Below are 20,554 nucleotides of genomic sequence, written 5' to 3'. Positions count from 1 at the left end.
GGTTTGAACGACAAAAAAACGTCAGTTTTTTGGCATTAGCAGGACATTTTCAAGACCAGGGAGAAGCAGTCCATGCGCGTTTTTAACCCCATCACCAGTGCAATCCTGTTGGCCATGGCGTGCGCCAACGTTCAGGCGATGTCGCTCAACGAGGCAGTTCAGAGCGCCGTGGACTATCACCCGCAAATCAGCTCCAACCGCAACAGCAAGCTGGCAGCTGACGAAGATGTTAATTTCGCCCGTGGCGGGTATTACCCGAGCGTCGACCTGGTGGCCGGATACGGCAGGCAGCGTTCGGACAACGTCAACACCCGTGGCTTCAATGCTGACGGCACACGCAACCACAACAAGGAAAGCCTCAACTACACCCAGTCGGAACTGCGCCTTCGGCAAATGATCTTCGACGGCTTCAACACCGCCAACGAAGTGGGACGTACCCAGGCAGTCGCCACCTCGCGCGCCTATTACACCCAGGCCGTGGCTCAGGATGTCGCCCTGCGCGCCGTCGAGGTGTACCTCGACGTGCTCAAGCGCCGCGAACTGGTGACCTTGGCCAAGAACAACCTGCAGGCGCACCTGCGCGTCAACGACCAGATAGGCCTGCGCAGCGAGCGTGGCGTGGGTAGCACCGCCGACCTTGACCAGTCCCGCGCCCGCCGGGCCCTGGCAGAAAACAACCTGGACACTGCCGAGGTCGACCTGGCCGATGCCGAGGCCAATTTCTACAGCGTGGTCGGTCGCCTGCCGGACGAACTGGAAGGCCCGCAATCGATCAAGGTACAGATGCCTGGCACCCTCGACGAGGCGCGCGAAGGCATGCGCCAGAACAACCCGTACCTGAAGTCCGCCCAAGCCGACGTCAATGCCGCCGAGCAACAGTACGAAGTCGCCAAATCGCCCTTCTACCCTCGCCTGGATGCAGTACTGGCCACCGGCGCCAACAACAACCTGGCCGGTGAGAAAGGCCACAGCAACAACGACTGGCAGGCCGGCGTCGAGCTCAGCTACAACCTGTTCCGCGGCGGCAGCGACAAGGCTCGCCTGCAGTCGGACGCACACAAGATCAACCAGGCCCTGGACATTCGCAACAACGCCCTGCGTGAGCTGACCGAAAACCTCAGCCTGGCCTGGAACGCCATGAACAACGCACGCAAGCAGACTCCGACCGCCCGCGAATACGCCGAGACCACCCAGCGCGTGCGCGCCGCATACCAAGACCAGTTCGGTCTTGGCCAGCGCACGCTGCTTGATCTGCTCGACAGCGAAAACGAGCTGTACAACGCCAACCGTCGCTATACCGAAGTGCGTTACACCGAGGAGTACTCGATGTACCGCGTGCTGGCGACCATGGGCGAGCTGTTGAGCAAGCAGCGTATTTCGCTGCCACCGGAAGCCCTCGCCAATAACGACGTGCGCACCGAAGCCAGGTTACCCGACATGCGCTGAGCCAGGCGCTCAGCGCCAGGCAGCACCACCCATTCACCGTGGCGGGAGTAGTCCATCGTGACCAGTATGCAAAGCGCGCAACCGCGCCCCGATATCGATGACCCGTTGCTCGATGGCTTGCTGATCCTGTGTCGCCTGCATGACCGGCCGGCCAGCCGCGCCAGCCTGAGCAGCGGCCTGCCCCTGCTGCAACAGCGCCTGGGGCCTGATTTGCTGCCACGGGCCGCGGCCCGCGCCGGCTTGCAAGGCCGTGTGTTGCAACGAGCACTGGGGGACATCTCGCCGTTGAACCTGCCGGTGCTGCTGTTACTCGACAATGGCCGCAGCGCCGTCCTGCAACGTTGGGGGGATGATGGCCGGGCGCTTATTCTGCCTTGCGAGGCCCAAGGAGGTGAGCAATGGGTCGAGCGCGAAACGCTCGAACGGGCGTACACCGGCCAGGCCTTGTTCGCCCGCCCGCGCCATACGCTGGAAGCGCTGCGCTCACCGCTGCTGCCACGGGTAGAAGCGTGGTTCCGTGACACCTTGCGCCATTCCCGCTGGTTGTATGGCGACGCCTTGCTGGCCAGCCTGCTGATCAACCTGCTGGGCCTGATGGTGCCGCTGTTCGTCATGCAGACCTACGACCGTGTGGTGCCCAACCAGGCCTTGTCGACCTTGTGGGTGCTGGTCGCCGGCCTGTTCATCGGCACGGCCTTCGAGCTGGTGCTGCGCATGGTACGCGCCCATCTGCTGGATCAAGCTGGCAAGAAGACCGACCTGATCCTTTCTGCCACCCTGTTCGAGCGCATCACCGGCATGGCCATGAAAGCCAAGCCAGCCTCCATCGGTGGCTTCGCGCAAAGTATCCACGACTTCCAGGGACTGCGTGAATTCCTCACTGCGGTGACCTTGACCAGCATCATCGACCTGCCATTCGTCGCCCTGATGCTGCTGGTGATCGGCCTGCTCGGCGGCTGGTTGGTGTTGATCCCGCTCATCGCCTTCCCACTGGCGGTCGGCTTCGCCCTGATCATCCAGGCACGCCTGCGCGACACCGTGCAAAAAAGCCTCAGCCTCGGCGCGGTCCGCCAGGCGTTGCTGATTGAAACCCTTGGCGGTCTGGAGACCCTCAAAGCCTGCGGGGCCGAGAGCGAACGGCAATACCAGTGGGAACACACCAACGGCGCCATGGCACGCCTCGATGCCCATGCCCGCAACCTGTCGTCGCTGGCCAGCAACGGCACCTTGTTCATCCAGCAGTTCTGCGGGATGGCCACCATCGTAGCCGGGGTGTACAGCATCATTGCCGGCAACCTCAGCGTCGGCGCCCTGGTCGCCAGCTACATGCTCGGCAGCCGGGTCCTCGCGCCGCTCGGCCAGATCGCCGGGTTGATCACCCGCTACCAGCAGGCGCAACTGACCATGCGCAGCACCGACGCACTGATGGCCCTGCCGCAAGAGCGCCTGGCCGAGCAGCAGGCCCTGGAGCATACCCCTCTCAAAGGCGGCCTGACCCTCAGCCATGTCACCTTCCGCTACCCCGCGCAGGCGGCCCCTGCTCTGCAGGATGTGAACCTGGTGATCAAACCTGGCGAACGCATCGGCATCATCGGTCGCAGTGGTTCGGGCAAGAGCACCCTGGGGCGCCTGCTGATGGGATTCCATCATCCTGACGAGGGCCAGGTACTGCTGGACAACCTCGACCTGCGCCAACTGGACATCGCCGACCTGCGCAGCCAGCTTGGCTACGTCGCCCATGACCTGCCGCTGCTGGCCGGCAGCCTGCGCGACAACCTGACCCTCGGCGCCCGACACGTCAGCGATACACGTATGCTCGAAGTGGCCGAGCTGACCGGCGTCAGCGAACTGGCCAGGCAACACCCGCACGGCTTCGACCGCCCGGTAGGCGAACGCGGCCAGCTGCTCTCTGGCGGCCAGCGTCAGGCCGTGCTGTTGGCCCGCGCACTGCTGCTGGAGCCGCCGATGTTGATCCTCGACGAACCCACCAGCCACATGGACAACAGCAGCGAAGAGCAACTGCGCCAGCGCTTGCTGAACTGGGTGCCGGGCAAGACCCTGCTGCTGGTCACCCATCGCACCTCGATGCTCAGCCTGGTGGACCGGTTGCTGGTCCTGGACAACGGCAAAGTGGTCGCCGACGGGCCGAAGGATGCGGTCATCGACGCCCTGCGCAAGGGCCGCATCGGGGCGGCGTTGTAGGGAAGCACTTGAAATGCACAGCCTAAATTACGGCACGAACCCTGTGGGAGTTAGGCCATGACCACAAGCCACAGCGTACGCAGTCCCCATAGCGGCTCCGCCAGGCACACCGAGCGCGACTACATGCCGGAGCTGGCCAGCGCCACCTTGCAAGACTCCCCTCGTCTGTCACGCCTGACCGTCTGGCTGGCGGCGGCGTTGCTGCTGGTGGCCCTGGTATGGGCCAGCCTGGCGGTGCTCGACGAGGTGACCGTGGGCGAAGGCAAGGCGATCCCGTCAAGCAAAGTGCAGGTGGTGCAGAACCTCGAAGGGGGCATCGTCACTGAAATCTTTGTGCGCGAGGGGCAGATGGTGGAAAAAGGTGCAACGCTGCTGCGCCTGGACGATACCCGGTTCAAATCCAACAAAGGTGAAAGCGAAGCTGATCGCTATGCGCTGACCGCCCAGGTCGAGCGCCTGGCAGCCGAAGCCGAAGGGCGGCCTTTCGTGCTGTCGGACGAAGTCCGCGCCAAGGCCCCTCAGGTAGCCGAAGACGAGCTGTCGCTTTACGGTTCACGTCAGCGTCGCCTGGCCAGTGAAAAGCAAACGCTCAATGAGCAACTGCGGCAAAAAACCCAGGAGCTGGCCGAATTCCGCTCCAAGGTCGAGCAGTACCGCTCGGCCGTGGGCCTGTTGCAGCAGGAGCTGGATATGTCGGCACCGCTGGTGAGCAAAGGCGCCATCTCCCCGGTGGAAATCCTGCGCCTCAAGCAGCGCACGGTCGAAGCCCGCGGCCAGCTCAACGCCACCACCCTGGCCATCCCCCGCGCCGAGGCGGCTGTGGCGGAGATCAGAAGCAAGACTCAGGAGTCCGACGCCAGCTTCCGCTCCGACGCGGCCAAGGAGCTCAACGACAAACGCACGGAACTCTCAAAGATCACCGCCACCAGCATCGCCATCGACGATCGGGTCAACCGCACCACGGTGGTGTCGCCGGTGCGCGGCATCGTCAAGTTGCTCAAGGTCAACACCATCGGCGGCGTGGTGCAGCCGGGCAGTGACCTGGTGGAGATCGTGCCGATCGAGGACAACCTGCTGATCGAGGCCAAGGTGCGGCCACAGGACGTGGCGTTCCTGCACCCGGGGCAGCCGGCGATGGTGAAGTTCAGTGCGTATGACTACACCATCTATGGCGGGTTGAAGGCCAAGCTTGAGTTGATCAGTGCCGATACGGTGACAGACAAAAAAGGCAATGCCTTTTACCTGATTCAGGTGCGCACCGAGAAGAACCACCTGGGTGGGGATAACAAGCCGCTGCTGATCATTCCGGGGATGGTGGCCACCGTGGACATCATCACCGGGCAGAAGAGTGTGCTGGATTACCTGCTCAAGCCGGTGCTCAAGGCCCGGACCGAAGCACTGCGCGAGCGCTGAAGGGGCATCTGCGGCCCTATCGCCGGCAAGCCGCTGCCAGAAGTCCCACCGTTGTTCGCGAGCGCGGCGCCGTAGCTTTGGCGTGGGTTTGAGGCCGAAAGAGGCCTACCGCCCCTTAGCCTTGACCGTGATTACGTTCGAACGTCTCAACCCCCATGGCCCTGATCTGCCCCTCGATCAATGCCTCGAACGGCCGCAGCAACGCATCGAAACACGCTGGCTGTTCCAGCACATTCAATGCCTGCACCACCGCCTCGAGGGTCGACACCGCCCCCGGCTCAGGCGCCTTGCGCAAGCGGTAGCGTGAGGGTGCCAGCTGCGCCAGCGTCACCCTGGGCAGCGCCTCGAGCAGCGGGTTGAGGTACAGCAACTTGCGCGCCTTGCGCCAGGTGCCGTCGGGAACGATCAACAGCAAGGGTTCGTCGTCCGCTGCGCCGTAGTGTGTCAGCACCTGGGCTTCGTCGCCGGGGAACAGCAACGCGGGCCGGTAGCCTGGGGTCTGCAACAACTCGCCAAGGTCTTCGAACACTTCGCCAATACGCAACTCGGCATTGACCAGGCCAAGGGCAGCCAGGCGTGCGGTATTCAGGGCGTGTGAGGTTTCACTGGGGTGCTGCAGCAGGACCACGCGGGTGCGGCTGGCGAGCGAGGGGATCAGTGGGCAAAGGCAGTGATCGAGCGGGCGCTGGCAACGCTCGCAGCGGGGTCTGGGCATGGGGTTCTCCTTGGCCGGGGAGTTTGCCATAGGGTTGGCGAGCGCGGGGAGCGTGTGGGTGCTTGTCGGTGAATTGATGGTGCCTGTGGGATCGAGCGCCGCCCGCGCGGCGCTTCGCGGGGCAAGCCCGCTCCCACAGGTGTTTCGTCAGCGCCCATCAGCGGTTGAACCGCTGCGCCAAACTATGCAGATACTCGGCCATGCGCTCCAGGTCCTGGCTGATTTCAGCCCCTTGCTTGGCTTGCCCCGCCGTCTCGTCGCACAGGTGGGCGATGCGCACGATCTGCTGGTTGATGTCCTCGGCCACATGGCTCTGCTGCTCCGATGCGGTCGCCATCTGCTGGCTCATGCCGGTGATCCGGCTGACCGCCTGGGCAATCCCGGCCAGGGCCGCCTGCACCGCCTCGACACGCTGCACACTGTCCCGGGAGATCTGTTCGCCACGGGTTGCCGTGCTCACCGCCCGCTCAGCGCCTGCGTGCAGGGAGGCTATGATCTGGTGAATCTCTTCGGTGGAGGAACGTGTGCGCTGTGCCAGTGAGCGCACCTCATCGGCCACCACCGCAAAGCCTCTGCCCTGCTCCCCTGCCCGCGCCGCTTCGATCGCAGCATTGAGTGCCAACAGATTGGTCTGCTCAGCAATCGAAGTGATGGTGTCGACCACGCTACCGATCGACTGGGTCTGCTCGGCCAGGGCATTGACCGCCTGGCCAATATCGCTGACGGCCTCGCTCATGCTGTCCATCGCCTTCAGGCTCTGCTGCGCCAGCGCACTGCCCTGCTGGGCAAGCTGGTCGGCATCGCCGGCGGCATGGGCGGTGCTCTGCACGTTATGGGTGACCTCTTGAATGGTCGCGGCCATTTGCGCAATGGCCGTGGCCGACTGTTCGGTTTCGCTGCGCTGGCGATCGAGCATCTGCGCCTGGGCGCCAGACAGCTCGGCGGACTGTGCAGCCCGCGACTTGACCCCGACACCGGCGTCGACCAACCGCGTCAACGCCGTTTGCAAGCGCGCCTCCTCGCTGATGATCGCCAGGTCAAGCTGGCCACGCAGGCCCGGATTGTCACTGTAAGTCAGCGCCACCAGCGGGCTGGTGAAGGCCTTGGGATGCTCGCCCAGGGTACGGCGGATTGCCTGACTTTGACGCTGTTCGATCAGGTACCACGCCACCAGCAGGCTGGCCATCAGCGTGCCCAGAGCCGCATAAGGTGGCAACCCAAGATAGCCGGCGGCCGACAGCACGCCAGCGCCGATCAATGGCCACCCCTGGCTCAGACCATGCGTCAGGCGCGCGGCCCAAGGCACGGCCGAGCGCCCGGCACGCAAACGCCGGTAGAGTGCTTCGGCACGGCGGATCTGCTCACGGGTTGGCACCGAACGCACCGACTCATAGCCACTGATACGGCCATTTTCGTAAATCGCCGTGACGTAGGCACTGACCCAGTAGAAGTCGCCATTCTTGGCACGGTTCTTCACCACCCCCATCCAAGGTTTGCCCTGTTTGATGGTGTCCCACATGTGGCCGAACACGGCAGGTGGCATATCCGGGTGGCGCACCAGGTTGTGGGTCTGGCCAATCAACTCGTCGTAGGTGAATCCGCTGATCGCCACAAATGCATCATTGCAATAGGTGATGCGGCTGTTGAGGTCCGTGGTGGAGATCAGGCGCTGCTCGCTGGAGAAGGTTCTCTCGTGCTCAGTGACGGGCATATTCAGGCGCATCTTGGGCAATCCTTTGCTTGTCTGGATGAAGGGAAAATCACCAAAACAAGTAGAGGTTTAGCAGAGCTCCATGCGCAAAGCAGGTGAGCTTCTGTAGGAAAACCGCCCATCCCGACAAAATGGGCGAAACGCCCTGTGTTTCATCCCACGTTGAGTTGGCTTTTAAGCAAGTCCCGGAAAGTCTGGATGAGCGGCTCGCGACTGCGGCCACGGCGAATGATCAACGAAAATGGCGCCTGATAGCCGAAAGTAGCCGGAGAAAGCACCCGCAGATCGCCCTTGTCGACCCAGGCCTGGGCATAGTGTTCGGGCAGGTAACCGATGTAAGCGCCTGACAAAATCAGTATCAATTGCGCCTCCATACTCTCCACCGTCGCCGCACTGTGCTTGAAGCCATGCCGGGCCAGCTCCGCCTGGCTCCAGTAACCCCGCCCGACCATGCGCTGCTGGGTCACCACAGGTTCCGGAATACGTCGCTCGGCATACAACGGGTGACGGCTGCTGCAATACAGCCAATGCTGTTCACGGTACAGCGGTTGATACAACAGGCCACTCATGCGCGAAGAAAACGCACCGATCGCCAAATCCAGGCGGTTGTCCTGCACACCCAGTTGCAACTCATAAGGGCTCGATACCGACAGGTGCAAATGCACTGCTGGGTGTTCCTGGCTGTAGGCGCCAATGGCCTCAGCCAATGGCAACGCCCGGTCGCCGACCGTGGAATCGATTACCCCAAGGTTGAGCGTGCCACGCAATTCGCCCTTGAGCGCAGCGGCGTATTGTTCGAAACCATCCAGTTCAGCGAGCAGCCGCAAGGTTTCCTGGTGAAACAACTCGCCCTTGCTGGTCAGGCTGAAACCGCCGCGCCCTCGATGGCACAACACGATACCCAGCGCACCTTCGAGTTGGCTCATGTAGGTACTGATGGCGGACGTCGACAGATTGAGCTCACGCTGGGCATTGGCGAAGCCCTGGTGGCGCACCACGCTGACGAAGATGCGCAGCAGTTTCAGGTCGGGCAAGGTCGAGGCCATGGTGCAACGGTTCCGCAGTGTTATTTGCGCGCAGTCTAACCGCTCCGCGTTGGTTAGTTCAGAAAATCCTGAAGTAAGTATTTGCCGGTAGCGATTTTTCCCACGCACTACCTTGAGCAGACTTGACCGAAATGTCCCTGCCCGCCGGCATGACCACACTGGAGGCGCGCGGCGGCACAGGTTCGAACAAACAGAATAATCGACCGACTGATGAGGCCCACCGTGGACAAAGTTCTCCATCAACCACTGGGCGGCAACGAAATGCCGCGTTTCGGCGGCATCGCCACCATGCTTCGCCTTCCCCACCTGCAAAGCGCCCAAGGCTTGGACGCCGCCTTCATCGGCGTCCCCCTGGACATCGGCACGTCGCTGCGTTCCGGCACCCGCTTCGGCCCACGGCAGATCCGCGCCGAGTCGGTAATGATCCGCCCGTACAACATGGCCACCGGTGCCGCCCCGTTCGATTCGCTATCGGTGGCGGACATCGGCGACGTCGCGATCAATACCTTCAACCTGCTCGACGCCGTGCGCATCATCGAGCAGGCCTACGATGAAATCGTCGAGCACAACGTCATCCCAATGACCCTGGGCGGCGACCACACCATTACCCTCCCCATCCTGCGGGCCCTGCACAAGAAGCACGGCAAGATCGGCCTGGTGCACATCGATGCCCACGCCGACGTCAACGACCACATGTTCGGTGAGAAGATCGCCCACGGCACCACGTTCCGCCGCGCCGTGGAAGAAGGCCTGCTCGATTGCGACCGCGTCGTGCAGATCGGCCTGCGTGCCCAGGGCTATACCGCCGACGACTTCAACTGGAGCCGTCGCCAGGGCTTTCGCGTGGTGCAGGCCGAAGAATGCTGGCATAAATCGCTGGAACCGTTGATGGCCGAAGTGCGCGAAAAAGTCGGCGGCGGCCCGGTCTACCTGTCGTTCGACATCGACGGCATCGACCCGGCCTGGGCACCAGGCACCGGCACCCCGGAAATCGGCGGCTTGACCACTATCCAGGCGATGGAGATCATTCGCGGCTGCCACGGCCTGGACTTGATCGGCTGTGACCTGGTCGAAGTCTCCCCGCCTTACGACACCACCGGCAACACCTCGCTGCTCGGTGCCAACCTGTTGTTCGAGATGCTTTGCGTGCTGCCAGGCGTCGTGCGCCGCTGAACCAGCCCGCACCGCCCCGGTGCAGGAGCACTGCTTGATCGCTGTACCCCTGGCAGGAGCCATCTGGGAGGGCCACTGAGGCCCGCCAACACAAGACAAGACCGCCGGGCACCGTGAGAACGCCCGAGCGGTCGATCTCGCCATAATAAAGATAATCGGGAGACCCCCAATGGCCTTGGACATCATCGTTGTAATGATTTATGCCATCGGCATGCTCGGGCTGGGCTGGTATGGCATGCGCCGTGCGAAGACCCACGAAGACTACCTGGTGGCCGGGCGCAACCTGGGCCCGACCTTGTACATGGGCACCATGGCCACCACCGTGCTCGGTGGCGCTTCCACCGTCGGCACCGTGCGCCTGGGCTATGTCCATGGCATCTCTGGCTTCTGGCTCTGCGCGGCGCTGGGCCTGGGGATCATCGCCCTCAACCTGTTCCTCGCCAAACCCCTGCTGCGCCTGAAGATCTTTACCGTGACCCAGGTGCTGGAGCGGCGCTACAACCCTATGGCACGTCAGGCCAGTGCCGCCATCATGCTCGCCTACGCGCTGATGATCGGCGTGACGTCGACCCTGGCCATGGGCACTGTGCTGCAAGTGCTGCTCGACCTGCCGTTCTGGATGTCGTTGCTGCTGGGCGGTGGCGTGGTGGTGATCTACTCGACCATCGGTGGCATGTGGTCGCTGACACTCACCGACATTGTCCAGTTCGTGATCAAGACCGTGGGCCTGATGTTCATCCTGCTGCCGGTGTGCCTGTACAAGGCCGGCGGCTGGGACACCTTGGTCGCCAAGCTGCCGGCGGCCAGCTTCAACTGGACCACCATCGGTTGGGACACCATCATCACCTACTTCCTGATCTACTTCTTCGGCATTCTCATCGGCCAGGACATCTGGCAGCGGGTGTTCACCGCCCGTGACGAAAAAGTCTGCCAGCGCGCCGGGACCACCGCCGGTGTGTACTGCGTGCTGTACGGCCTGGCCTGTGCGCTGATCGGCATGGCCGCACACGTGCTGATGCCCGACCTGGCCAACCCGAACAATGCCTTCGCCGAAATGATCAAGAGCCAATTGCCAGAGGGCATCCGCGGCCTGCTGATGGCGGCGGCGCTGGCGGCGATGATGTCGACGGCCAGTGCCGGCCTGCTGGCTGCCTCCACCACCCTGACCGAAGACCTGTTGCCCAAGCTACGCGGCGGCAAGCAGTCGAGCCTGGGCATCAACCGCCTGTTCACCCTGCTCACTGGCCTCGTGGTGTTGGGCATTGCCCTGGCGGTGAACGATGTGATCAGCGCCCTGACGTTGGCCTACAACCTGCTGGTCGGCGGCATGCTGATCCCGCTGATCGGCGCCATCTTCTGGAAACGTGCGACCACCGCAGGGGCCATCGCCAGCATGTCGCTGGGCTTTGCCACCGCGCTGTTCTTCATGTTCAAGGATGGGCTGGATGCCAATACGCCGATCTACTACAGCCTGGCGATTGGTCTGGTGAGTTTCGTGGTGGTGAGCGTGCTGTCGCGCAAGACAGTGGGTGCCGTGAAGCTGGCCTGATTCATCAGCGTCTGCAACGACAGACATCAACCAGCATCAAAAAAAGGCCGCTGCATCATGACTGATGCGGCGGCCTTTCTGTTTCAGCGGCGACGCGGTTGGCGCTTGCGCTGCTCTTCATCAGTCGGGATCGGCACCGGCTGCAGGGGTGGAGGTATCAGCCCCAGCGCGACAGCCAAGTCATGGAGCCAGTTGAACATTTGGTTTTTCATAGTGCCCCCTTGACGGGTCAGCCTCACGGTCAATCAATCCTGAGATGTTTCATACAGATCATAGCCCTATGTCCTGTATTACGCATGCCCTTGTTCTTACAGATAAGGGCGAGTTTGACGCGGATCAAGCGGAAACGGCGCATTCCGACGGCTGGTTAATCGTTTCGCTTTGTTGCAGCTCGATCCACGCCTGCAAATTTGCGCCACGCATACCCTGTCGCCACATCAGCCAGGTGACGGCCTGATCGAACGGTGCCTGCAAACGATGGGCACGCACCCGATCGCGCCCAGGCAGGCTGTCGAGCATCGACTGCGCCATCATCGCTACCCCAGCGCCGGCGATCACGCAGGCCAGCATGCTCTGATACGACTCGATCTCCATTACCCGCCCCATCGGTGTATGGGCATGGGCATACCAGGCCTCCAGGCGCATACGGTAAGAGCAGCCCTGGCGAAACGTGAACACAGCGTTGCCCGCGACATCCCGGGCGCTGTGCACTGCTGGGTGTTCAGGGCTGGTGATCAGCACCAGTTGTTCGTCGCACAAGGGCACGCCGTCCAGCCCGGCTAGGCTAGGAGGCCCATCCACCAGCGCGGCATCGAGACGATGGCCAAGCACCCCCTCGAGCAGCTCGCCGCTGGGTGCCGCCTGCACCTGCAGGTTCACCGCCGGGTAAGCTTGGTGGTAGCGCGCCAGCAGCGCTGGCAGGTGAATGGCAGCCGTGCTGTACATGGTGCCAAGCACAAAATCGCCGGCCGGCTGGCCACCCTGCACTGCCGCAACGGCCTCGTCACGAAGCGCGGCAAGCCGGTTGGCGTAATCCAGCAGTACCTTGCCCGCAGGCGAAAGCTGCAGGCGCTGGCGTTCACGCAGGAACAGCTCGACGCCCAATTGCTCCTCAAGCTGGCGCAAGCGCGTGGACAGGTTCGAAGGTACCCGGTGCAAACGCTCGGCGGCCCGGGTGAGCGAACCCTCCTCGGCAACAGCCTGGAAGATACGCAGTTGGCTGAACTCCATGGCTTTCTCCAAAACAGAACAACTTCATCATCATTATTCAATTTTATTGAAAACAAAAGCCTCTTAACCTGCCATCTATCCGCTTACACCGTGCAGGAGTGTTCTCATGTCACCGCTCGTACAATTGCTGGCCTGCGCCGTGGCCTTGATGATGGCCATGGGTATCGGCCGCTTCGCCCTTACCCCGCAACTGCCGCACATGCTTGCAGAGGGTCAGTTCGACCTGACGGCTGGCGGGCTGGTCGCCGCCGCTAACTACCTGGGTTACTTCATTGGTGCGGCGGATGCCATGTTCGCCCGCACGCCAGCCCAGGTCAGGCTTCGGCTGCTGGGCGGCCTGTGGCTCTGCGTGCTGCTGACCTTGGCCAGCGCCGCCGCTGACGGGTTCTGGGGCCACTTGCTGCTGCGCTTCGGTACTGGTGTGGCGAGTGCCTGGGTGCTGGTGATGATCACCAGCCTCAGCCAACAGGTGGCCACTGCCCACAACCGCCCCCAACTGGGCGCCATGGTGTTTGCCGGCCCTGGCCTAGGCATCGCCCTCACCGGTTTGCTGGCACTGGGTGCGCACCTGCTGGGCCTGGGCTCGGCGGCGCTGTGGCTGGTGTATGCCGGCGCCGCGCTGGTGCTGCTCCTGGCCACGCAACCATGGCTGCCCAAGGCGCTGGAGCCCGCCGTGGCACCCAGCCCCGCGCCACAAGGGGCGACGCGCAGCGCTGGCATTGGCCGCCTTGGCCTGGTGTATGCCTTGTATGGTGTGGGTTACATCCTGCCGGCCACGTTCCTGTCGCAGATGGCCAACCAGCAGATGCGCGGTAGCTGGACCGCCGACCTGTTCTGGCCAGCCTTTGGCCTGGCTGCGGCTTTAGGTGTGTTGGCAGTGAGTGCACGGCGTGCCGGCCGAACCTCGGCATGGCTGGCCGCCACCTTGTGGCTGCAGGCCTTGGGCGTGCTGGCTTGCCTGATGGGCGGCGGCATTGGCCTGGCGTTGGGCGTCGTGTTGTGCGGCACGCCATTCCTGGCCTGCATGCAATTGGTGATGCAGCGCTCCCGGGAACTGGCGCCCCATGCGACGCAGCGTAATGCCGGGTTGCTGACCGCCTGTTTTGCACTCGGACAGCTAAGCGGGCCTTTGCTGGCGGCGCTGAGCAACCATTACAGTGGCAGCCTGCAGCCGGCGCTGGTGCTGGCTGCAGCGGGGCTGGGCGTGGCGGGCGCGTTGGTGCTTACCCGTACTCGCAGCACCCAGGCTTGCGAGGTTGCGGGCCGGGTGGCTTCGTGAACGCGGGTTGATCAGTGCGGCCCTGTCCCGACAAGTCGGCGACAGGGCCGTTACACACTCTCTACCCTACGAGCCGGCGTAACTGCTGCTTCACCCACGGCTCGGCGCTCACCAGCACTACACCAAGCAAAACCATCACCGCTCCCAGCACGAAGTTCACGCTCAGCGGCTCATCCAGCAGCAGCACCCCAAACGTCACACCGAACAACGGTGTGATGAACGAAAACACCGCCAGGTTCGACGCGAGGTACTTACGCAGCAGCCAGAACCAGGTCAGGTAACTGACGAATGACACCACGATGCCCTGAAACAGCACGCTGCCCACTGCCAGCGGCGTCCATACCACCGCACCGATCTGCCCGCTGAGCAAGGCAATCAGCAGCAAACCACCAAAACCGACCGCCAGCTGGTAAAACAGGGTGAGCGTGGCCGGTGCCTCGGACAACCGTGAACCACGCACCACCACTGTAGTCGCCCCCCAGGCCAGGCCCGCCAGCACACCCAAGGCATCGCCCAGCAGCATTCGCCCATCCATCTGCTCAAACGACAGACCACCGGCAAAGGCCGTGGCAATCCCTCCGAACGACAGCAGGATACCCAGCCACTGCAACAGGCGCAGACGCTCGCTGGGCAACATGAAATGCAGGCCGAGCGCAGTGAACACCGGTGCGATGTAGAGGAATACCGACATGTGCGCCGCCGAGGTCAGCTTCAGCCCTTCGGCAATGAACAAAAACTCCAGGCCGAACAAACCGCCCGCCAGCAACCCGCCGCGCCACGTGCTGCCCACCTGGCCCCAGCCCCCCCGCCAGCAGATCATCAGCCCCACCAGCACGGCGGCGATGCCGTTGCGCAGGGCCGCCTGCATCACTGGGGCGATATCCACTGCGGCGGTCTTGATCAGCACCTGTTGGCAGCCCCAGATCAGGCATAGCCCCAGCATGACCTGGAAGGCGAAAGCATCGGGGTTCTTGCGGGCCGCGGTCATGAGCGGCCCTCCTGGGTGGTCAATGGCATCGGACAAGGCTCGGCAGTGTTCAAAGAAACCCGATTATCGGTTTTCCTTGCCTGCCCGTGCCAGCCTCAAAACGACCTCAAGCGATCTGTGCCTTGGACGAGACCTTATCGAACGTGGCCTCGTCCAGTGGATCCTCCTGCTCATTGAGCACCTCGCGGGGGTGTGTATCGCCTGGGATACTCCTGTCGAGCAGGCTCAAAAGCCGTGAACCACGCGGTGTGAGCACGAAATTTTCGCCATTGCCGCCCTCTTCTGGGGGCCGGGTTTCGATGAAGCCACGTTCGAACAGCAGCTTCTCATACTCGCAGGCGCGGGTTTTAAGGTGGTCTACATCCCCCACCGGTTGACCCTCGGAGGCCATCGCGGCGGCATGTTGTTCGGCATAGGGGCGTGGCGTGAAGCTGTGGTCGGCGCCATTCTGCACTTCGTGCAACAAGCGCTCGATCAGGTCCCAGTCGTAAGTGATGCTCATGGTCATGGCCTCTTGCTGTGGACGCGTGGGGTACACAGCTTGGGACACGGCGGCAGCGAGGAGCGTTCCGAAAAATTCTGAACTTCCCGGCGTGCAAAAACCTCCACCACGCATAGCCACCGCTGGAGGTGAAAAGGATGAAACCGCTACTGCGCATCGCCTGTGCGACCGCCCTGTTCTGCGCCCTGCCCGCCTGGGCATGCACCCCAGAAGAGGCAACCCAGAAACGTGAAGAACTGGCCGGGCTGGTGAGCCAGTTGACCGAACAGAACCCGCAAAAAGCCAAGGAGATCAATGACGAGCTCCAGGGGATGGAGCTGGGGACGGCGAGTAAGGACCTGCCCGACAAGTGTCAGTTGATCGACAAGCGGATCAAGGAACTGAAGGAGGCGCAGAAGAAAGCTGACTGATGTGGGGTGGTGTTGGCCCTGTCGCCGGCAAGCCGACGACAGGGCCTGGCAAGGCCATTACTCGGCTGCAGGCTTGCGCTTTTTCAGCGGCGCCAGGCCATCGGAGCTGGTCAGGGGCGCGTTGGCTTTCGGTTTGGCAGTGGGCTTGCGCTTGGCGGTGGCCTTCTTGTCGCCGGTTTTCTTCTCGACCTTCTTCTTCTTGGTGCCGGCAGCCTTGCCCGACGCCTTGACCTTCTTCGGCCCGTTGTAAGTCCCTTTGACTTCCTTGATCACCCGACGCTCGAACTGCTGCTTGAGGTAGCGCTCGATGCTGGACATCAGGTTCCAGTCATTATGGGTGATCAGCGAGATGGCCAGGCCTTCACCCCCGGCACGGCCGGTACGACCGATACGGTGCACATACTCGTCGCCGCTGCGTGGCATGTCGAAGTTGATCACCAGGTCCAGGCCGTCGATGTCCAGGCCACGGGCTGCCACGTCGGTGGCCACCAGTACCTTGGAGCTGCCCTGCTTGAAGCGCTCGATGGCCAACTTGCGGTCCTTCTGGTCCTTCTCGCCGTGCAGCACGAAGGCCTTCACGTCCTTGGCCACCAGGTGACCGTAGATACGGTCGGCCAGGGCGCGGGTATTGGTGAAGATGATCGCCTTGTCGAAGGTTTCATTGGCCAGCAGCCACTGCACGATCTGTTCTTTGTGCTGGTCGTGGTCAGCGGTGATGATCTGTTGGCGGGTGCCTTCGGCCAGCTGCGAAACACTGTTGAGCATCAGATGCTCGGGGTCCTTGAGCACCTTGCCGATCATGTCGCGCAGAGCCGCACCACCGGTGGTGGCCGAGAACAGCAAGGTCTGCTCGCGGTGTTCGCATTCCTTGCACAGGCGCTCCATGTCCTCGGCAAAGCCCATGTCGAGCATGCGGTCGGCTTCGTCGAGGATCAGCACCTTGACGTGGGAGAGGTCCAGGTTGCCAGCATTGAGCTGCTCCAGCAGGCGGCCCGGGGTGCCGATCAGCACGTCCGGCACCTTGCGCAGCATGGCGGCCTGCTCCTTGAAGTCTTCACCGCCGGTCACCAGGCCCGACTTGATGTAGGTGAACTGCGAGAACAGCTGCACTTGCTTGAGGGTTTGCTGGGCCAGCTCGCGGGTAGGGAGCAGGATCAGCGCGCGGATCTCGACACGCGGGCCGCTCAGGTCGACCAGACGGTTGAGCAACGGCAGGACAAAGGCCGCCGTCTTGCCACTGCCGGTCTGCGCCGTCACACGCAGGTCACGCCCTTGCAGGGCCAGGGGGATGGCCGCGGCCTGCACCGGGGTTGGCTCGACAAATTTAAGCTCGGCCACGGCTTTAAGCAGGCGTTCATGCAGGGCGAATTGGGAGAACACGGAGGTAACCTCAGGCAAGTGCGGGAAATTCAGTGGCATAGGGTAACGTTTTCTGCCGCCGGAGCCGAATTTCTTTTGGCAACTTTGTCGCCATCCGCGCTCTAATGGGCCTTCGTTTCGCAAGCAAAGACCGTTCTGAAGCTCATGGATATACAAAAAATCTGGCGTGACAGCCTCGACCTGTGGGGCACCCTCGATCAACACCCCATGCTCCACGCCGCACTGGGCCTGGCCGTATTGCTGCTGATTTCCCTGCTGATCGGCCGCCTGGCACGCTTTCTGATACTGCACGCAACCCGCCTGCTGGCCCGCCAGCCCGCGCTTCGATGGCTCGACGACCTGCGCCATAACAAGGTTTTCCATCGCCTGGCTCAGACTACACCGTCGCTGGTCATCCAGTTCGGGCTCAAGCTGGTGCCGGAGCTGTCCGAGACCGCCCAGCACTTTTTGGGCAATGTTGCGCTGGCCTTCACCCTGCTGTTCATGACCATGGCGCTGTCATGCTTGCTCGATGGCCTGCTGGACATCTATGCACGTACCGAACACGCCCGCACCCGCTCGATCAAGGGCTATGTGCAACTGGCCAAGATGATGCTGTGGATCTTCGCCTTGATCGTCATCGTCGCCACCCTGATCGACCGCTCGCCGCTGTTGCTGCTGTCGGGTCTGGGCGCGATGTCCGCGGTGCTGCTGTTGGTGTACAAGGACACCTTGCTGTCGTTTGTCGCCAGCGTGCAGCTGACCAGCAACGACATGCTGCACGTCGGCGACTGGATCGAAATGCCCCAGGTCGGCGCCGATGGCGACGTGGTCGACATCACCTTGCACACGGTGAAGGTGCAGAACTTCGATAAAACCATCGTTTCCATCCCTACCTGGCGCCTGATGAGCGAGTCGTTCCGCAATTACCGCGGCATGCAGCAGTCGGGCGGGCGACGCATCAAGCGCAGCCTGTTCATCGACGCCGCGGGCGTGCGCTTTTTGACCCGCGAGGAAGAACAGCGCCTAAGCCAGGTGCGCCTGCTGGGCGACTACCTGGCCACCAAGCGCCAGGAGCTGCAGGCCTGGAACGAGGCGCTGGGGCCGGTGCCGGAGCTGGCGGCCAACCGCCGCAAGCTGACCAACATCGGCACCTTCCGTGCCTTTGCCCTGGCGTACCTGAAGAATCACCCTGATGTCCATTCGGGCATGACCTGCATGGTTCGGCAGATGCAGACCACGGCCGAAGGGGTTCCGCTGGAGGTCTACTGCTTTACCACCACCACGGTGTGGGCGGATTACGAGCGGATTCAGGGGGATATCTTCGATTACCTGCTGGCGGTGTTGCCGGAGTTTGGCTTGAGCTTGTATCAGCAGCCGAGTGGCAATGACATGCGGGTGGGGTTGGCGGGGCGCGTGCCGCACCGTTTGGAAGAATTGAGCGAGGTTTGAGAGTGCTGGGGCCGCTTTGCGGCCCATTCGCGGGGCAAGCCCGCTCCCACAGGGGGGGCCCTCCCTGGGATTGGCAGAGAACCTGTGGGAGCGGGCTTGCCCCGCGAATGGGCCCTCACCTACCCCGCATAACCCAGCAGGTACAACAAACCGGTCAAGGTCACCAGCGACGCCACCGTCGACAACAGGATGGTCCGCGAAATCAGCCCCGCCTCTCGGTTGTAGTACTCCGCCAACATGAACGGCCCGGTCCCCGTCGGCAGCGCCGCCAGCAGCACCGCCGAGGCCGCCCACATCGTCGGCAAACTGAACACCTTGAACGCCAGCACCCATGTCAGCGCCGGCTGCCCCACCAGCTTCAACGCCACCAATGGCCAGGGGCTGGCCTGGGCGCCAGGGCGCTTCTCTGCCAGGAAAGCGCCCAGCGAGATCAACGCGCAAGGCGTGGTGGCCACCGCCAGCATGTCGAGAAAATGCAGTACCGGCTCGGCCAGCCCCAACCCGAACATGGCCCAGGCAGCCCCGACCACCGGCGAAATCACCAACGGGTTCTTCGCCAGCGCCTTGCTCACGACCAGCACCGCACGGCCTATCTGCCGCTCCTCTTGCAAGCCGATCTCGATCAACGTCAGCGAAATCGCGAACACCAGGCACACCACGATCAACGACGAAATCAACGCCGGCTGCAGCCCCGGTTGGCCGAACAGCAGCAGGCACAGGGGAATACCGATATAGCCGGTGTTGGCATAACCCGCGCTGAGCCCGTCGATGCTCGCCGCCACCAGGCCATGGCCACTGAACAGCCGCCAGGCCAGGGTGACCACGAACATCGCCAGCGCCCCCACTCCAAACGCCACGATGAACCCCGGATGCCAGACCTCGCTCCAGGTCGCGGTGGCCGTTACCTTGAACAACAAGGCCGGCAGGCACAGCCAGACCACCATCTTGTTGATCTCGGCAGCAGCCTTGTCACCGAGCTTGTTGGCCCGGCGGCACAGGTAACCGACCAGGATCAAGGCGAAGATCGGGGCAACGATGACGAAAATGGTGTGCATATCAAGCCTTGTGGGTCAGCGGTGCTTCAGTACGGCTACCGAGGCGGCTCAACCACACCGAGCACAGGATGATCGCCCCGCCGATGAACAGCCGCCCCAATGGCTCGTGCTGGTTCCAGATCAGCAGGTTGAGCAGCAAGCCCACCGGCACATGCAGGTTGTTCATCACCGCCAGCGTGCCACCGGATACCAGGCAGGCGCCCTTGTTCCACCAGTACAACCCCAGCGCCGTCGGGCACAAGCCAAGGAACAGCAACACCAGCCACTGTACCTCGGTGCTCGGCAGGTGCTGGGTGTTGCCGAACAGCAGGAAGGCCGGCAGTACGACCAGCAACGCCCCCAGGTAGAAGTAGCCAAAGCGCGTGTAGTGCGGCAGGTCGCTGGGGTTGCGCGCGACCAGATGGCGGTACAGCACCTGCCCGGCGGCATAGGTGAAGTTGGCCAGTTGCAGCAGCAGGAAGCCGATGAAGAAGTCACCGCTGATGCTGTCAAAACGGATCACCGCCGCACCCGCTACCGCGACCAGTGCGGCGAGCAGCGCCCAAGGGTTGAAGCGGCGGTTCAAGGCATCTTCGATAAGGGTTACATGCAAAGGTGTGAGGATGGTGAACAACAGCACCTCCGGTACCGTCAGCACACGGAAGCTCAGGTACAGGCAGACGTAGGTAATGCCATATTGCAGTGCGCCGATCAGCAGCATCGAGCGCATGAAGCGCGGTTCGACCTGGCGCCAGCGCGTCAGTGGCAGGAACACCAGGCCCGCCAGCAGCACCCGTGCGAGCACGGCAAAGTAGCTGTCGACGTGGCCCGCCAGGTACTCGCCGATCAGGCTGAAGGAAAACGCCTGGATCAGCGCGACGATTATCAGGTAGCCCATGGTTGTCTCTCGTAAAACAAGGCCGCGACCTTAGCGGGTTGCGGGCAATCTGTTCAACCATGAGGAATGTGCGGCCACACAGGCAAAAAAAACCCGGCCATCGAGGCCGGGCAGGTACACCCAAAGGAGCAACAGGTGTCAGGGTTG

At 62.8% G+C, this 20,554-nt stretch carries 18 protein-coding genes; 8 read left to right on the top strand and 10 right to left on the bottom strand.

The genetic code is table 11. The features are described 5' to 3' along the window. The first annotated feature begins 72 nt into the window (after window positions 1-72). From L6D80_RS00700 to L6D80_RS00690, 3 genes are all read left to right on the top strand, one after another. Entirely contained in the window at window positions 73-1,446 is a 1,374-nt protein-coding gene (locus L6D80_RS00700) for a TolC family outer membrane protein (protein ID WP_176513372.1), read from the top strand. Between the two features lie 66 nt (window positions 1,447-1,512). Continuing rightward, window positions 1,513-3,648 carry a type I secretion system permease/ATPase gene (locus L6D80_RS00695; RefSeq protein WP_176513386.1) on the top strand — a complete coding sequence of 712 codons (2,136 nt, stop codon included), beginning with the start codon at window positions 1,513-1,515 and terminating at the stop codon, window positions 3,646-3,648. A gap of 57 nt (window positions 3,649-3,705) precedes the next feature. After that, entirely contained in the window at window positions 3,706-5,061 is a 1,356-nt protein-coding gene (locus tag L6D80_RS00690) for an HlyD family type I secretion periplasmic adaptor subunit (protein WP_176513370.1), read from the top strand. A 115-nt stretch (window positions 5,062-5,176) separates the two neighbouring features. Here L6D80_RS00690 and L6D80_RS00685 read toward each other — a convergent pair whose 3' ends face one another. The 3 genes from L6D80_RS00685 to L6D80_RS00675 form a co-directional block, all read right to left on the bottom strand. Continuing rightward, entirely contained in the window at window positions 5,177-5,776 is a 600-nt protein-coding gene (locus tag L6D80_RS00685) for a tRNA-uridine aminocarboxypropyltransferase (RefSeq protein WP_054902823.1), read from the bottom strand. Window positions 5,777-5,933: 157 nt separating this feature from the next. Next, entirely contained in the window at window positions 5,934-7,499 is a 1,566-nt protein-coding gene (locus L6D80_RS00680) for a methyl-accepting chemotaxis protein (protein ID WP_176513368.1), read from the bottom strand. 140 nt (window positions 7,500-7,639) lie between these two features. Beyond that, on the bottom strand, window positions 7,640-8,533 hold the full coding sequence (locus L6D80_RS00675; RefSeq protein ID WP_054902825.1) for a LysR family transcriptional regulator: 894 nt from the start codon (window positions 8,531-8,533) through the stop codon (window positions 7,640-7,642). Between the two features lie 222 nt (window positions 8,534-8,755). On the opposite strand from L6D80_RS00675, the gene speB reads away from it, so the two are divergent. Then, window positions 8,756-9,706, top strand: a complete 951-nt coding sequence (gene speB, locus L6D80_RS00670; RefSeq protein WP_054902826.1) for an agmatinase — start codon at window positions 8,756-8,758, stop codon at window positions 9,704-9,706. Between the two features lie 169 nt (window positions 9,707-9,875). Beyond that, window positions 9,876-11,255 (top strand): sodium:solute symporter family protein, encoded by a 1,380-nt coding sequence (locus L6D80_RS00665; protein ID WP_054902827.1) that lies wholly within the window; start codon window positions 9,876-9,878, stop codon window positions 11,253-11,255. Between the two features lie 83 nt (window positions 11,256-11,338). Here the strand turns inward: L6D80_RS00665 and L6D80_RS30065 are convergent, their stop codons facing one another. Together L6D80_RS30065 and ptrR are read right to left on the bottom strand one after the other, a co-directional pair. Beyond that, entirely contained in the window at window positions 11,339-11,467 is a 129-nt protein-coding gene (locus L6D80_RS30065; RefSeq protein ID WP_256215799.1) for a PA1414 family protein, read from the bottom strand. A gap of 124 nt (window positions 11,468-11,591) precedes the next feature. After that, window positions 11,592-12,485, bottom strand: coding sequence for a putrescine utilization regulator PtrR (gene ptrR, locus L6D80_RS00660; RefSeq protein WP_176513366.1), 894 nt, complete (start codon window positions 12,483-12,485; stop codon window positions 11,592-11,594). Between the two features lie 106 nt (window positions 12,486-12,591). Here ptrR and L6D80_RS00655 point away from each other — a divergent pair, with 106 nt between their 5' ends. Further along, window positions 12,592-13,764 (top strand): YbfB/YjiJ family MFS transporter, encoded by a 1,173-nt coding sequence (locus L6D80_RS00655; protein ID WP_176513365.1) that lies wholly within the window; start codon window positions 12,592-12,594, stop codon window positions 13,762-13,764. 61 nt (window positions 13,765-13,825) lie between these two features. Here the strand turns inward: L6D80_RS00655 and L6D80_RS00650 are convergent, their stop codons facing one another. Together L6D80_RS00650 and L6D80_RS00645 are read right to left on the bottom strand one after the other, a co-directional pair. After that, window positions 13,826-14,752: a DMT family transporter gene (locus L6D80_RS00650; RefSeq protein WP_176513362.1), complete on the bottom strand. Its 927-nt coding sequence runs from the start codon at window positions 14,750-14,752 to the stop codon at window positions 13,826-13,828. 106 nt (window positions 14,753-14,858) lie between these two features. Further along, window positions 14,859-15,254: a hypothetical protein gene (locus L6D80_RS00645; RefSeq protein WP_054902831.1), complete on the bottom strand. Its 396-nt coding sequence runs from the start codon at window positions 15,252-15,254 to the stop codon at window positions 14,859-14,861. 137 nt (window positions 15,255-15,391) lie between these two features. Between L6D80_RS00645 and L6D80_RS00640 the strand changes: the two genes are divergently transcribed. Further along, on the top strand, window positions 15,392-15,664 hold the full coding sequence (locus L6D80_RS00640; RefSeq protein WP_054902832.1) for a hypothetical protein: 273 nt from the start codon (window positions 15,392-15,394) through the stop codon (window positions 15,662-15,664). Between the two features lie 57 nt (window positions 15,665-15,721). On the opposite strand, the gene L6D80_RS00635 is transcribed toward L6D80_RS00640, so the two are convergent. Next, window positions 15,722-17,083 (bottom strand): DEAD/DEAH box helicase, encoded by a 1,362-nt coding sequence (locus L6D80_RS00635; RefSeq protein WP_176513360.1) that lies wholly within the window; start codon window positions 17,081-17,083, stop codon window positions 15,722-15,724. A gap of 105 nt (window positions 17,084-17,188) precedes the next feature. Between L6D80_RS00635 and L6D80_RS00630 the strand changes: the two genes are divergently transcribed. Continuing rightward, the gene (locus tag L6D80_RS00630; RefSeq protein ID WP_176513358.1) at window positions 17,189-18,475 is read left to right on the top strand and encodes a mechanosensitive ion channel family protein; all 1,287 of its coding nucleotides are present in this window, start codon (window positions 17,189-17,191) and stop codon (window positions 18,473-18,475) included. Window positions 18,476-18,594: 119 nt separating this feature from the next. On the opposite strand, the gene L6D80_RS00625 is transcribed toward L6D80_RS00630, so the two are convergent. Both L6D80_RS00625 and L6D80_RS00620 read right to left on the bottom strand, forming a co-directional pair. After that, a complete protein-coding gene (locus tag L6D80_RS00625) occupies window positions 18,595-19,530 on the bottom strand; it encodes an AEC family transporter (protein WP_054901958.1) in 936 nt (311 codons plus the stop codon). A gap of 1 nt (window position 19,531) precedes the next feature. Then, entirely contained in the window at window positions 19,532-20,407 is an 876-nt protein-coding gene (locus L6D80_RS00620) for a carboxylate/amino acid/amine transporter (protein WP_054901959.1), read from the bottom strand. Window positions 20,408-20,554 lie beyond the last annotated feature (147 nt).

The sequence above is a fragment of the Pseudomonas ceruminis genome (genome assembly GCF_021602025.1).
In the GTDB taxonomy this organism is placed as follows: Bacteria; Pseudomonadota; Gammaproteobacteria; order Pseudomonadales; family Pseudomonadaceae; genus Aquipseudomonas; species Aquipseudomonas ceruminis.
This window is presented reverse-complemented; position numbering and strand designations above follow the sequence as displayed.